9 protein-coding genes, 1 rRNA gene and 2 pseudogenes are annotated in these 13,817 nt (G+C 58.5%); 4 read left to right on the top strand and 8 right to left on the bottom strand.

What is annotated here, in order from left to right; genetic code table 11:
- Positions 1-189 precede the first annotated feature (189 nt).
- Positions 190-305 (top strand): 5S ribosomal RNA (gene rrf, locus HBO41_RS28625).
- 181 nt (positions 306-486) lie between these two features.
- Here rrf and HBO41_RS28620 read toward each other — a convergent pair.
- Together HBO41_RS28620 and HBO41_RS28615 are read right to left on the bottom strand one after the other, a co-directional pair.
- Positions 487-669 (bottom strand): annotated as a pseudogene (locus HBO41_RS28620) (hypothetical protein); the annotation flags it as partial.
- 136 nt (positions 670-805) lie between these two features.
- Positions 806-1,483 (bottom strand): annotated as a pseudogene (locus tag HBO41_RS28615) (FecR domain-containing protein); the annotation flags it as partial.
- Between the two features lie 382 nt (positions 1,484-1,865).
- Here HBO41_RS28615 and HBO41_RS28610 point away from each other — a divergent pair.
- Complete coding sequence (locus HBO41_RS28610; RefSeq protein WP_017134438.1) at positions 1,866-3,746, top strand: methyl-accepting chemotaxis protein; 1,881 nt, start codon at positions 1,866-1,868, stop codon at positions 3,744-3,746.
- Positions 3,747-3,784: 38 nt separating this feature from the next.
- Here HBO41_RS28610 and HBO41_RS28605 read toward each other — a convergent pair whose 3' ends face one another.
- The 5 genes from HBO41_RS28605 to HBO41_RS28585 all read right to left on the bottom strand — a co-directional run bounded on the left by HBO41_RS28605 (position 3,785) and on the right by HBO41_RS28585 (position 10,417).
- The gene (locus HBO41_RS28605; RefSeq protein WP_017134437.1) at positions 3,785-4,243 is read right to left on the bottom strand and encodes an SRPBCC family protein; all 459 of its coding nucleotides are present in this window, start codon (positions 4,241-4,243) and stop codon (positions 3,785-3,787) included.
- A gap of 11 nt (positions 4,244-4,254) precedes the next feature.
- On the bottom strand, positions 4,255-7,629 hold the full coding sequence (locus tag HBO41_RS28600; protein ID WP_169988656.1) for an amino acid adenylation domain-containing protein: 3,375 nt from the start codon (positions 7,627-7,629) through the stop codon (positions 4,255-4,257).
- Positions 7,617-8,573, bottom strand: a complete 957-nt coding sequence (locus HBO41_RS28595) for a diiron oxygenase (protein ID WP_169988654.1) — start codon at positions 8,571-8,573, stop codon at positions 7,617-7,619. The genes HBO41_RS28600 and HBO41_RS28595 overlap by 13 nt, the downstream gene beginning before the upstream one ends.
- Positions 8,570-9,328, bottom strand: a complete 759-nt coding sequence (locus tag HBO41_RS28590; protein ID WP_017134434.1) for a DUF3050 domain-containing protein — start codon at positions 9,326-9,328, stop codon at positions 8,570-8,572. Before HBO41_RS28590 ends, HBO41_RS28595 begins: the two co-directional genes overlap by 4 nt.
- A gap of 378 nt (positions 9,329-9,706) precedes the next feature.
- A complete protein-coding gene (locus tag HBO41_RS28585; RefSeq protein ID WP_017134433.1) occupies positions 9,707-10,417 on the bottom strand; it encodes a GntR family transcriptional regulator in 711 nt (236 codons plus the stop codon).
- Positions 10,418-10,735: 318 nt separating this feature from the next.
- Between HBO41_RS28585 and lapG the strand changes: the two genes are divergently transcribed.
- Positions 10,736-11,359 carry a cysteine protease LapG gene (gene lapG, locus HBO41_RS28580; RefSeq protein ID WP_370589355.1) on the top strand — a complete coding sequence of 208 codons (624 nt, stop codon included), beginning with the start codon at positions 10,736-10,738 and terminating at the stop codon, positions 11,357-11,359.
- A 14-nt stretch (positions 11,360-11,373) separates the two neighbouring features.
- Positions 11,374-13,320, top strand: a complete 1,947-nt coding sequence (lapD, locus tag HBO41_RS28575; protein WP_017134431.1) for a cyclic di-GMP receptor LapD — start codon at positions 11,374-11,376, stop codon at positions 13,318-13,320.
- Between the two features lie 81 nt (positions 13,321-13,401).
- Here the strand turns inward: lapD and HBO41_RS28570 are convergent, their stop codons facing one another.
- The gene (locus tag HBO41_RS28570) at positions 13,402-13,740 is read right to left on the bottom strand and encodes a hypothetical protein (protein WP_017134430.1); all 339 of its coding nucleotides are present in this window, start codon (positions 13,738-13,740) and stop codon (positions 13,402-13,404) included.
- Positions 13,741-13,817 lie beyond the last annotated feature (77 nt).

Below are 13,817 nucleotides of genomic sequence, written 5' to 3'. Positions count from 1 at the left end.
ATCCCGAACTCAGTAGTGAAACGATGCATCGCCGATGGTAGTGTGGGGTTTCCCCATGTGAGAGTAGGTCATCGTCAAGATTAAATTCCGAAACCCCTGATTGCTAACGCAATCAGGGGTTTTGTTTATGTAGAAGTCCATGAATTTCACCGGCACGTTGCAAGCGCAACGGGCTGGTACACAGAATTTCTTGACGACCATAGAGCATTGGAACCACCTGATCCCATCCCGAACTCAGCAGTGAAACGATGCATCGCCGATGGTAGTGTGGGGTTTCCCCATGTGAGAGTAGGTCATCGTCAAGATTAAATTCCAAAACCCCTGTCTGCTAACGCAGACAGGGGTTTTGTCGTTTAGGGGGGATGATAATGCCCCGGCTGCAGATCGCCCACATATACGTCTGGGCCGGACAAAGGCAACCTGACGACACCCACAAAAAAGCCGGCACCAGGAATCAGGCGCCGGCTTGTTAGAAGCTTTAACGGATCAGAACTGATAGCTGACCGTCGCACTGACATTACGCTCTTCACCCAGATAGCAAAAGTTCAGGCTGGCACAGGACGCCACATAACTCTCATTGGTCAGGTTGTTGGCATTGAGCCTTACATCCACACCCTTCAAGCCCACTTTGCCCAAGTCGTATCCTCCTGAAGCGTCAAACAACGTATGGTAGGAGGAGTCTGGTGAGTCGTTGAGAAAGCGCACAGTCATGATCAAGGTCCGTAGAGGCCGGTCAAGGCAGATAAAGAGGCTTACTGTCTAAGCCGGACTCACGGAAAAAAGCCGCCAACAAAAACTGAAAAAGTCAGGCCAGGCGTTCCAGGCTCACCCACCAACGTGTGCGATAGCGCACTTGAACTGGCAGTGTTTGCGCAACGATCGTCAGCAACTTGTCGGTGTCGTCCAAGCGGAAAACCCCTGATAGCCGCAAGTCGCCGATATCCGCCGCACAGCCCAGGTAACCCTGACGGTAGCGCTCCACATCCGACACCAAGTCAGCCTGGCGCATGTCTCGCGTCACAATCAGCCCATCGGCCGTCTGCGGTGAATGGATGACCACATTGCCGCTGACCACGCTCAAGCGTGTGCACTCGCTGTCTTGGCTAACGGTAAAACGCCCATCGATGCCTTCGAGCAAGCCGTGGCGAGTGTGTACCAGCAAAGGTGCTGACGATGGCGAACCGCAGGTCACCAGGATTTTCCCGCGCACCAATGTGATCAGGCGCTGTTGCGGATTGAAGGTGAGGTACACCGTACTGTCGGAGTTGAGTTGCAGGCGTGTGCCGTCCGGTAATTGCACGCTGCGCCGCTCGCCGGTGGCGGTTGCGAAATCGGAGGTCCAGCGCTGCCAGCCGGTCATGTCCCGGCTTATCCACGCCGCGGACCCCACCAACACCACACTCGACAACACCTTCAGTGCCCGTCGTCGGCCCAAGCCTTGTGCGACGTTTTCCAGTGCCGCATGCGCCCCAGGAATCGCCGCCCTTGCCCAAGCGACTGCGCAGACAAGTGTTGAGCCAGTTGTGGTGGGTGCTGCAAAGCGTGTGTACAACCCTTTCGCGCGCAATGTAGTCAGTAGAGGGCACTCACACAGGCCTGGCCAAGTGTCACAAATGACAATTAGTCGCATTGTCGCGAGGGCAGAAAAAATTTGCAGCGCCGAACCCTGAGCGTCTACCGCTGGTCGGTTTCCTACTCAAAATCAGGATGCTTCTCACAAATCTCTAAGATTTCTCCTGAAGTGGCCGAAAGCCTGACGAGCCATGCGTGCACCGAAATAGAGCGGCCGAAGAGTCCGCCTATCCCGTTACATGGAATGTTCCACTCGGCACGCTCACCCCCCTTTGGCAAAAGAAGTCGATGAAATGAATCTCAAGTTCAGTCATAAAATTCTACTGGCCGCGTCAGGCGTCGTGGTTCTGGCCTTCGCGCTATTTACCCTCTACAACGATTACCTGCAGCGCAGCACCATCAAACAAAACCTTGAGTCGTCCATTCAACAATCGGGCGAACTCACGGCCAGCAGCGTGCAGAACTGGCTCAGTGGCCGCATCCTGGTCCTCGAAAGCCTGGCGCAAAACGTTGCTCACCAGGGCAGCGGTGCTGACCTGCCAGGGCTGGTCGACCAGCCCGCGCTCACCTCGAACTTCCAGTTCACCTATGTCGGCCAAACCAACGGCGTATTTACGCAGCGCCCTGACGCCAAAATGCCCGACGATTACGACCCTCGTCAGCGCCCTTGGTACAAGCAGGCGGTCGCGGCCGATAAAACCATGCTCACTCCGCCTTATATGGCGGCGGTTGGCGGGCAAATCGTGACCATCGCCCTGCCGGTCAAAAAGAACGGCGAGCTGCTCGGCGTAGTCGGCGGTGACCTGAGTCTGCAAACCCTGGTGAAGATCATCAATTCGGTGGACTTCGGGGGTATTGGCCATGCGTTCCTGGTCAGCGCCGATGGCCAGGTCATCGTCAGTCCTGACCAGGACCAGGTGATGAAGAACCTCAAGGACATCTACCCGGGCACCAGCCTGCGTATCGAGAAGGTCAGCCAGGACGTTGTGCTCAACGGCCAGGACCGTATTCTGTCATTTACCCCGATCAGCGGTTTGCCGGGCGCGGATTGGTACATCGGCCTGTCGATCGACAAAGACAAAGCCTACGCACCACTGAGTAAATTCCGTACATCGGCACTGATCGCCATGTTGATCGCCGTGGTGGCGATCGCCGTGCTGCTCAGCCTGCTGATTCAAGTGCTGTTGCGCCCGCTGACCACTATGGGCGTGGCCATGCAGGACATCGCCCAGGGCGAAGGCGATTTGACCCGCCGCCTGGACGTGACCAGCAAAGATGAGTTCGGCGAAGTGGGCAGTGCGTTCAACCAGTTCGTCGAGCGCATCCATGCCTCGATTTCCGAAGTGTCTTCGGCTACGCGTCAGGTGCACGACCTGTCGCAGCGCGTCATGGCGTCCTCCAACGCTTCGATCATCGGCTCGGACGAGCAAAGCGCGCGCACCAACAGCGTGGCAGCCGCCATCAACGAGCTGGGCGCCGCCACCCAGGAAATCGCCCGCAACGCAGCCGACGCATCGCAACATGCCAGCGGTGCCAGCGAGCAAGCAGATGACGGGCGCAAGGTCGTGGAGCAAACCATCCTGGCCATGTCGGAACTGTCGCAAAAGATCAGCTTGTCCTGTACGCAGATCGAAACCCTCAACGCCAGCACCGATAACATTGGGCACATCCTGGATGTGATCAAAGGCATCTCTCAGCAAACCAACTTGCTGGCGCTCAACGCGGCGATCGAGGCTGCGCGTGCCGGTGAAGCCGGGCGCGGATTTGCCGTGGTTGCCGATGAAGTGCGCAACCTGGCGCACCGTACCCAGGAATCGGCCGAAGAGATCCACAAGATGATCACTTCGCTGCAAGTGGGCTCGCGTGAAGCCGTGACCACCATGAACGCCAGCCAGGTCTCCAGCGAAGAAAGCGTTGAAGTGGCCAACCAGGCGGGTGAGCGCCTGGTCAGCGTGACGCAGCGAATCGTCGAGATCGATGGCATGAACCAATCGGTTGCGGCGGCTACCGAAGAGCAGACCGCAGTGGTTGAAACCCTCAACGTTGATATCAACCAGATCAATCTGTTGAACCAGCAAGGTGTCGTCAACCTCAACGAAACGCTCAAGGACTGCGATGCGTTGTCGCAGCAGGCCAGTCGATTGAAGCAACTGGTCGACAGCTTCAAGATCTGACCCGGCTTGGCAGGAGCGAGGCCTCTCGCTCCTGCTGATCAGTCGAACATCCGGCGCACATTCTCCAAGGCGCTATCGGCAAAAGCCTGCGCAAACTGCTCGAACGCCGCCTGCGGTGTATCAACCGGTTCGCCAATCAGCGTCCAGGTCGCCCTGGCGTGTTTGGCGCCAAGTGCTTCCACACGCATGGCGGCCCATAGCCGCGCGACCCCCAAGGTGTTGTAGAGGGTGGTCCACGTCATGCACATCGCTTCGTCGTCACGGCTGTTGAGTTGCTCAACGACGCGATGCCCATCATGGAAAAATTTGGTGCGTAATGCGCCTACGCCGGTTCCCGTCATTTCGATGTGCGACAGGGCAGGAATGAAGGCATCAAAGCCTGCAAAATTTCCCACCACACTCCACAGGCTTGCGGCATCGCACGCGACGTCAACACACGCTATCAGCGGCGCGCCATTCGGGTTACGGATCAATGTATCGGGTTGCAGCGGTTCCATAAGGAGTCCTGTCAAAGAAAGCCAATAGCCTTGAGGTGGTCGCAGCCTTTGCGCAACAGCGCAGGGTCCTTTCGCGGGTACTGTTCGCCCATCGCTGCCACACCCTGGCGTGCGTTGTCGTGACAAATCATCGAGACGTCGCTGATATCTTCCGCGAGGTCATCCAGGTAAAAACCCAGTACGCCAAACAGCGCGTTATCAGGCCCCACCGTTGGCAGCATCTTTTGCCACTGCGCGATGCTCACCCGTTCGAAAAGATGGCCGGCCTGGCTGAACGCATCCAGGTAATGGTCCCAGCTCAAAGGCTGCGGGTTATGCAGGTTGAAGACGTTTCGCCGTGCCGCGAATTGACTGCAGTGAAACGCGACGAAACGTGCGAGAAAGTCCACCGGCATCAAGTCAAAATTCACTTCCAGGCTGGGCGCGAAGCCCAACTGCAGCGACCCCTTGAGCATCAGCATCAGGCGGTTGTTTTGCGGCTGGCAAACACCGTTGTGGCTGTTGAACGCAATATTCCCCGGTCGATGAATATTCACCCAGGCACCTTGTTCGACCGCACGCCCCAGCAGCCGCTCGGCAACCCACTTGGAAAGGTTGTAGCCATTCTTGAGGTAGAGCGGCAACGTGGCCACGGCCGGTGCTTCGAGGACGTGACCCTGAGCGTCGATGCTGCTGCAGGCTGACAGCGTCGAGATGAAGTTGAAGACTTTCTTGCTGTGGGTTTCACACAGGCGCAGGCACTCAAGCACGGGTTCGACGTTATCCCGGGCAAGTGAGGCATAGTCCAGCACATGGTTGACCCTGGCTGCGTTGTGCACCAACACACCATGGTTTCGGGCGAGGTGGTCATAGACATCGCAGGCCAGGCCCAGACGAGGCTGGCTCATGTCAGCGGCATAAACCTGCACACGGCTCAGGTCCAGATGCTCCAGGTGGTACTCGCGCAGTGCCTGTGCAAACCGCGCTGGCGCCGAGTGCCCCGGGCGTTCACGCACCAGGCATGCCACCTCCTGTGCTCCACCCGCCAACAACGCTTCGACCAGATGCACACCCACGAAGCTGTTTGCACCCGTGACGATCACCTTGCGCGGATCCCCAGCGGACCGCTCTGGCAGGATTTCTACATTCAGCGCCTGGCATGCGTCCTTTTCCATCTGGCATGACGGTGTGTAAGACGGTGCGGCGTCTTCCATCAGCAAGGCAAGCGAACGAATCGTCGGTGCTTCAAAAAAACGGTTCAAAGAAAGGCTGCGGCCAAACTGTTCGCGCAATCGCAGCAGCAAGGTCGACAGCAAGATGGAATGGCCGCCCAGATTGAAAAAACTCTCATCAATGCAAAGATCAACGCCAGGCACGCCCAACAACTCGCTCCACAGGGTCACCAGTTGCGTTTGCAGCGGCGTTTGCGCCGAGGCGCGGGCGGTGCGCGGCGTCGCGTGCCCGAGCACCGTCAGCAACGCCTGGCGGTCAATTTTGCCATTGCCGGTGCAGGGCATGCCCGGCAGCTCTGTCCAGCGCTCGGGTTGCATGTAAGCCGGCAACCACTGCTCTGCATGCTGCTTCAGATCCGTCACCGTTGTGTCGGCCTCGGGCTGGGCGGCAAAAGCTAAAATCCGTCGGTCACGGTCGATCACCACCGCCACTTGGCGAAATAGCCGACTGCTGCGCAGGCACTGTTCGATCTCCTGGGGTTCGACGCGAAAGCCCCGGATTTTCACCTGATCGTCCCGTCGTCCGCCCAGCTCTATACCGTCCGCCGTCCATTTGGCCCGGTCACCGCTGCGGTAGGCCCTCAGCGCTTGGCCGCCCGGCAACGTAAGCTCAACGAACGGGTTGCCCCCGGGCGGCGGCGTGGTCACATACCCCAGCCCTACGCCAGGGCCTGTGATGTAAAGGTCGCCCATGACCTGCTCATCCACCGGTTGCAGCGCGTCATCGAGGATCAGCACCTGGCTGTTGGCAATGGGGCGCCCCACGTTGCGATTGCTGTCACCGGGGCGCAACGTCCGGTGGCTGACCAGCACCGTGGTCTCGGTAGGGCCGTAGAGGTTGTGCAACTGGCACTGGCCCGCCAGCCGTTCGATCACATAGGGTTCGCAGGCATCGCCGCCGGTCACCAGATGGGTCAGGCCCAGGGGCTGATCCAACGGCAGGATGCTCAGTAGCGCCGGCGGCAAAAAACCATGGCTGATGCGCTGTTGGCGAATCAACTCGACCAGTTGCTGAGGGTCGCGCCGCTGCTCTTCGGTTGGGACGATCAACTCGGCACCGGCGATCAGGGCCGGGAAGATATCGATCAGTGATGAGTCGAAACTCAGTGGCGAAAACTGCAGGACACGGCTGTGTTCATCCAACGCCAGGCTGGCGCCGGTCCAGCTGGTGAAATGCGCAAGATTGCCCTGGCTCAGTAGTACGCCTTTGGGCTGGCCGGTGGTGCCCGAGGTGAACAGCACCATGCACGGAGCGTCGATGTCGGGGCGGCGTTGTATCAATGGCTGCGTGATGTCGGCGTGGTTGGAGTCAATATTGCCGACACTCAGTGTCGTGAACTGCTCGCGCAAAGGGTGTCGGCCGTCATCCAGCAATACCTTGGCGCCGCTGTGTTCCAGCATGGCCTGCTGGCGTTGCGGCGGATGATCCGGAGCCAGTGGCAGATACACCGCGCCGCAACCGAGTACTGCGAGAATACTGGCATACAACTCGACGGACTTTTCCAGGCACACGCCAACCACCGGCGTCTCAACGCCTTCCAGTAGAGGGTGCAGGCGTTGCTGGATCGACAAGGCGCGAAGCTGCAATTGGCGGTAGGTCAACACGCTACCCGCGATGTTCAGCGCCGGGCGCTCGGCGAAGGCGTGCAGACCGGCCTGCAATCGCTCGATCATCGGCACCTGGGCAGCCAGCAACAAGGCTGGCTGGTCGGTGCGATTGAACCGGTGCATAAACGCAAGGGCATCCAGTCCGTGCAAGCTTTGTTCAGGCCAGAGGTTAATGGTGCTGCTGGCGGCAAAAAAGCCCGCGTCCCTCGAGAAGCCGCTGACCAGCGAGGTGGCCCACTCCACGAGTGAGCTTGTCGCCTGCCGGCGCAATCGCTGGCCGTTGCCGCTGGGCTCCTCGGCAACGTTATGTACCGCCAGCACGCGTTGGTCACGGTCATAGCAGCGTAACTGCAGTGAGGGCAGGCCGCCTTCGTACACCGGGCCGATACCCAACCGCAGGCTTAACCATCGGGTTGCGGCACAGTATGCGAGCGGCGCTTGAGTGCCGTCCTCGATAAACAGGTCGAAGGCTTGTGTCACGCTGGCGTGTCCGTATTCTTCGAGCACTTGCTTCAGCGCAATCAGGGCGTGGCTGGTGCCGGCCCATCCGATACTCAGACGTCGCATGTCTGCCTCCCCGACTCGGGCAGGTAGTCGCTCAACGCGCGGGCGACGCTTGGTGTGTGCAGCACGCCGCTGTTATGCAGGAACCCCATGATATTGCCGAGCAGCGGGTGCTGGCGGGTGATGGGAAAGTGCAGGGCCGTGACTTCGTCGCGTAGTGCCTGGCGGATGTCGGTGCCTACGTCCAGGTGCTCGACAAGCTGAAGGTCGAAGCCTTTGTGCAGCGTGTTGGTCAGGTAGTGGGTCAAGAAGGTCGGCAGGACTGCGGCGATGCTGTCGCGGTCTGCCGGGCTAGCCGCCTGCCAGTAGAGACGCACCAGCTGCGTCCAGAACTGGGCGTGACGCCCCTCGTCAAACAAGTGGTCGGCCATCAAGCCGCGAATCGAAGGTTTGACGCTATCGTCCTTGGCAAACGCCGCTACATCGTGGGTGACGGTGTTCTCGGCGATGGCCACGCCAATCAACGCTACAGCGTCGTGCAGGTGTTGCGGGGCAAGCGCCTGGGCGGCCGGCAAGGCCCGGCTCAGTTCGATTTGCGTGGGCAGCTCGAGCGGTTGTATGCCGGTCAGTTCAATGGTCTGTTGCAGGAAGTCCAACGCGACCAGCGCGTGGTAATCCTCATCGACCACGACCGTCATCGCATCAATGCGACAGGCAAGGGGGAAGGGCAGTGTGAAGCGATTCTTGGCAATGCTGCGGGCGGTCTTGTCGACGATCTCGGTTTCGAAGATCACCACGTCATTAATGAATTTGTAGAAACTTTGCGTCAACACGAAGTCGCGCCACTGCGGGCAATGCTCGACAAAAGTTGCGTTTAGCACCAGGGGTTGGCGGCAGAGCGGAAAGATCAAGCGATCGTCGTTTTCCAGCAGGCGCCGGGGGCGCGTGCGGATGGTGGCGCGACGTTCCCAATCTTCGGCAAACGAGCGGTAGTCTGCGGAGTTCATGGTCGCACCTCGTGTAGGGAGGCATGTACGTCGTCCCAGAAACCGAGGCGGTTTTCTATGGCGCTGATGGCGGTTTCATCCGCCTCGCGTTGGCGCTTGGGGTCGGCACCGATCAAGCGCTGGAGTAACTGCTCTGCGCCTGGGCCATGATCCTCGGTGTCCAGTTCGATGTGACGGCTGAGGTAGTGACAGAACAACGGTGCCTGACGCGCCATGAAGGCGTCGCCCTGCAGAATACGTTCGAACATCGATGGGATGACGCTCTCGCGGCCGTGCAGGAACGTCGCTGCCACACAGTGGGCGGGCGCGTTCAGCGCGATCTGCAAGGTGCTGCTGACGAAGCGCGTTACGCCAGGGCGTACATTGACCCTTTGCATCGCAGCATCTGCCTGGACGCCTTGGCGCTGCAGTTCAATGAAGCGTTGGATGGCTGAGGTATCTGCGCCGGTCTCGGTCATCGCCTCCAGATATAGCTCGAAGTGGCTGCAGTGGCCACGCGTTGGATGTTCGTCTGACTCTTCGCCAAGCACTATTTCATTGATCAGCCGTGCGCTCTGCGGGTCAACGGGTGGCAGCCACGGCAATTGCATGCATGTCAGATCCTGCTGCAGGCGTTTAGCCAAGCTCATGAAGTCCCAAACAGCAAATACATGCTGCTCCATAAAAATTTGTAACTTGTTAAGTGAAGTTATTTCTGCAAATAACGGATGGCTGCATAGCTGTAGTTTTTTTTGTTCAAGCAAATGTTGATGCATGGTTGACGCCTATAAGTTGTTGCGACTGCTCTGGAAACAGTAATGGGGTTTTGTAATGAAAAGCGGATGGCCTGCGTTTAGGCAAGCCACGCGTACAGCGCTAACCTGACATAGGTTGGCACTGCCGAATGAAGTGTTCTTTTATGGGTGAAAGATAATAATCCGATTAAACGTTTGGATAAACTGATGAAAGTATTAAATGTTTTTGCGGGAAGCAACTAGTCGTGATCAAGTAGTGTGCAAGTGTGTGAGAAGTTTCTTTAACAAGCGTGGGCTTATTTGAATGTTAATCTCAACGTGGCGCATAAACGTGGGGCACTTCCTGAGAGGATAGATACCCCATAGCGTTAACGTGGCAAGAAAGGGCGGTGTAAACCCTTACTGTGAAGTTTTTTTTGCGGTGCCCTCAAGGCTATCGAGGTAGGTATTGATCACTTCCATGCCGCGCATCAGGTGATTGCGTAGCGTCAGGATGCTTTCGTCGACTTTCTTGTGCACCACCAGGTTCAGCAATTCACGGTGATCTTCCTGGGATGTCTCGCCCAGGCCCATCGCTTCGAGGTTGAAGCGCAGAAAGCGTTCCTCCTCATTCAAGCCGTGCGCAACCAGATTGAGCAACCGCTGGTTGGGCGCCTTGCCATACAACGCCATGTGGAACAGACGATTGAGCCGGCCAATCTCGGCATAGTCACGCTCTTGTTCCAACGCATTGATGCAGGCTTCAGCCTCGGCAATGTCTGCGTCGGTGAGCAACGGAATTGACAGGCGCAGCGCTTCGGATTCCAGCAACATGCGCAGGGCATAGGTCTCGGCCGAATTGTCTTGGATCAACGGCGCAACCACAGCACCTTTGTGGGTTACCACATGGAGCAAGGACTGGGCTTCCAGCTGGCGCAAGGCTTCGCGCACGGGCATGCGGCTGACGCCGAACAGGCTGGCCAATTCTTGCTGGCGCATCGCGGTACCACAGGGCAACCTGCCGTCGAGAATGGCATTGCGCAACGTTTCTTCAATAACGGCGCGTGCAAGATGGGCGGGAATAGGCCCGCTGATTTTGATGCTGCTTAATGGGTTCGGCTTCTGCGTCACGGTTACGCTATCCTCCCTTCTTGAATGGAGTGTGTTTAATTGGATCCAAAGCACACTAGAGATGGGTCGCGCGCTTGTCAAACAGCCAAAGTTTCAGTTTGTAAGGGCTTACAGGCGGAACTTTGTGAGTCCCACAAGCGGTGTTTATAAACTCGAACCCCTCATGAATGATTGCACTGTGCCATTGTTTTTTGTTGATCGAAGCTTCACCATCCCTGAAATTCCGTCTCCCTTCACGGACTGAACGCCTTGGCGGTAAGTTTTATTCCCTCTCGAATAGTCGGCTGGCTACTTTCAGCGACTTTGCTCGCTGGCCTGATGCCCGGCGGGCTGCATGCCGATTGGGATTTCTCGCAGATCAGCCGCAAAGCCACGGCTCTGTACGGGCCGCTCGGCGAGGGCCAACAGCGCATCGACGCCTGGCAGCGCCTGTTGGCGACTGAAAAGAAGGTCGATGAACAGGAGCAGCTCAAGGTCGTCAACCTGTTCTTCAACAAGCAAATGAGCTACGTAGAAGACATCGACCTCTGGCACGTGGTCGACTATTGGGAAACCCCCATCGAAGCGCTGTGGAAGGGTGCAGGAGATTGCGAGGACTACGCAATCGCCAAGTATTTCAGCCTGCGCCACCTGGGCGTCTCCAGCGACAAATTGCGCATTACTTACGTTAAGGCTTTGCGTCAGAATCGCGCGCACATGGTGCTGACGTATTACCCGACGCCCGATGCCATCCCGCTGGTGCTCGACAGCCTGATGGATGAGATCCTGCCGGCCACCCGCCGTACCGACCTGGTGCCGGTGTACTCATTCAACGCCGAGGGCTTGTACCTGCCCGGCGCCAAGGGCAACAAGAAAGTCGGTGATACCAAACGCTTGTCGCGTTGGCAGGATGTGTTGAAAAAAATGCGTGCGGAAGGCTTCCCGGCCGAGCCTGCCAACTAGGAGTAACTGATCGGATGTCACTGTTCAAACAACTATTGATCGCAATCTGTCTGTTCCTGGTGGTCGCCTTCAGCGGCAGCTTCATGGTCAGCCTGGAAAGCTCGCGCACCCAATACGTCAACCAATTGCGCTCCCATGCACAGGACGCGGCTACTGCGCTGGCATTGTCGCTGACGCCCAATATCGACGACCCGGCGATGGTGGAGTTGCTGGTCAGCTCGATTTTCGACAGTGGCTATTACGCCAGCATCCGCGTGGTGGATTTAGCCACCGACAAAACCATCGTCGAACGCAGCGGCATCCCGGACAACAACGGCGTGCCCAACTGGTTCGTCAAGCTGATCGGCCTTGAACCGGCCGGTGGCGATGCACTGGTCAACCGCGGCTGGGAGCAGGCGGCGCGCGTGGAGGTGGTCAGCCACCCGATGTTCGCCCTGGCCAAGCTCTGGCAAAGCGCCTTGGGCAGCCTGGGCTGGTTGCTGCTGTGCGGCGCGGTGAGTGCGGTGCTCGGTGCATTGCTGCTTCGTCGGCAGTTGAAGCCGTTGGACTACATGGTCAAACAGTCCCACGCCATCGCCCGCCGCGAGTTTCTCAGCCTGCCGGATCTGCCCCGCACGCCGGAACTGCGGCGCGTAGTGCAGGCCATGAACCAGATGGTGGAGAAGCTCAAGGCGCTGTTCCAGGAGCAGGCCGAGCGCAGTGAAAAATTGCGCATCGAATCCTATCAAGACAACCTGACCGGCCTCGCCAACCGGCGTTATTTCGAGATGCAGCTCAACGCCCGCGTCAGTAACCCGGAAGACACCAACTCCGGTTACCTGCTGCTGCTGCGAGTCAAGGACCTGGCCGGCCTTAACCAACGCCTGGGTGGTCAGCGCACCGACCAGTTGCTGCAAGCGGTTGGCGAACAATTATTGCGCCAGTGTGAGCCTTACCCGGAAACCCACAACCTCGTCACCCGTATTCGTGGTGGCGAGTTCGCGGTTCTGGCGCCGGGGCTGGTGCGTGAAGAAGCGCTGCAATTGGCACAAAACCTTGAAAGCACCCTGCTCAGCTTGCAGGCCACCAGTGCCAGTGACGTCACGCCGGTGGCCTACATTGGCCTTGCGCCATTCAACCACGGTGATTCGCCCCAGGCATTGCTGACCCTGGCTGACCAGGCTCTGGCCCAGGCCGAAGGGCAGGGCGACAGCAGTTGGGTGTGCCTGGACCACAGCGCCGCCGCCAGTGTCGGTGACGATCACCATGCCTGGCACACGCTGTTGGACCAGGCCCTTACCCACCAGCGTTTTGAGCTGTACTTCCAGCCGGTTGTCGCCAGCCAGGACCCGCAATTGGTGCTGCACTACAAAGTGCTGTCGCGTTTGCAGGATGACGACGGCCACACCATCCCGGCCGGGCGTTTCCTGCCGTGGCTTGAGCGTTTCGGCTGGACTGCACGCCTGGACCGACTGATGCTCGAACACGTGCTCAAGCAGATGGCCAGCCATACGCACAGCCTGGCGCTGAACCTCTCGGCGGCCACCTTGCAGGATGCCCAGGCGTTGAACCGGATTGTCGAGTTGCTGCGCCAGCACAGCAACCTCGGCCCGCGCTTGACCCTGGAGATTGGCGAAGAACAATTACCCGAGCAGGCTCTGCTGGAGCAGTTGACCCAGCGCCTGCGCGAGTTGGGCTTCTCCCTCAGTCTGCAGCGTTTTGGTGGGCGCTTCAGCATGATCGGCAACCTGGCACGCCTGGGCCTGGCGTACCTGAAGATCGACGGCAGCTACATCCGCGCCATCGACCAGGAAAGCGACAAACGCCTGTTTATCGAAGCGATCCAGCGCGCGGCCCACAGCATCGACTTGCCGTTGATTGCCGAGCGCGTGGAGACCGAAGGTGAATTGAAGGTGATTCGCGAGATGGGGATTTTCGGTGTGCAGGGGCAGTTGATTGGTGAGCCTGCTCCCTGGAAGTGATGCAAATCCAATGTGTGTGCGGGCTTGTGTGGGAGCAGGCAAGCCAGCTCCCACATTTCGATCCGGTTCGACTTTAAGAAATCAGATCAACCCAGTCTCTTCATCATTGATCAGATGGCTCAACCCACCCAGCGCTTCCCGTGCATGGTTACGGTCCATCAGCTTGGCCTGGGCCGCCGGGGGCAGGTCGGTGACGCTGATCACGCCCTTGCGGGTCAGTACCTGAATCAAGTCGTCCAGTACCCGGATCATCTCCATGTCACTTTGTTTGAGCTGGGCCAGGCTGGTTTCCACCACTTCGTTGGCGTACCAGGCCTGGATCTCATGGTGATCGGCCGGCAGGGTTTCGGTCGAATCGGCAAAGGCGGCGGCCTCCACGCGACTCAGCACTCCCTGTGCATCACGTTGCACGTAAAACATAAGAATCCCTCGAAAATGAGCCACACGCGTTCACCAGCATAGGTCAATGCTGTGTTTATGGTCGCGAGTATGCGATG

The organism is Pseudomonas sp. WS 5146 (assembly GCF_012985495.1).
Classification (GTDB): domain Bacteria; phylum Pseudomonadota; class Gammaproteobacteria; order Pseudomonadales; family Pseudomonadaceae; genus Aquipseudomonas; species Aquipseudomonas edaphica.
This window is presented reverse-complemented; position numbering and strand designations above follow the sequence as displayed.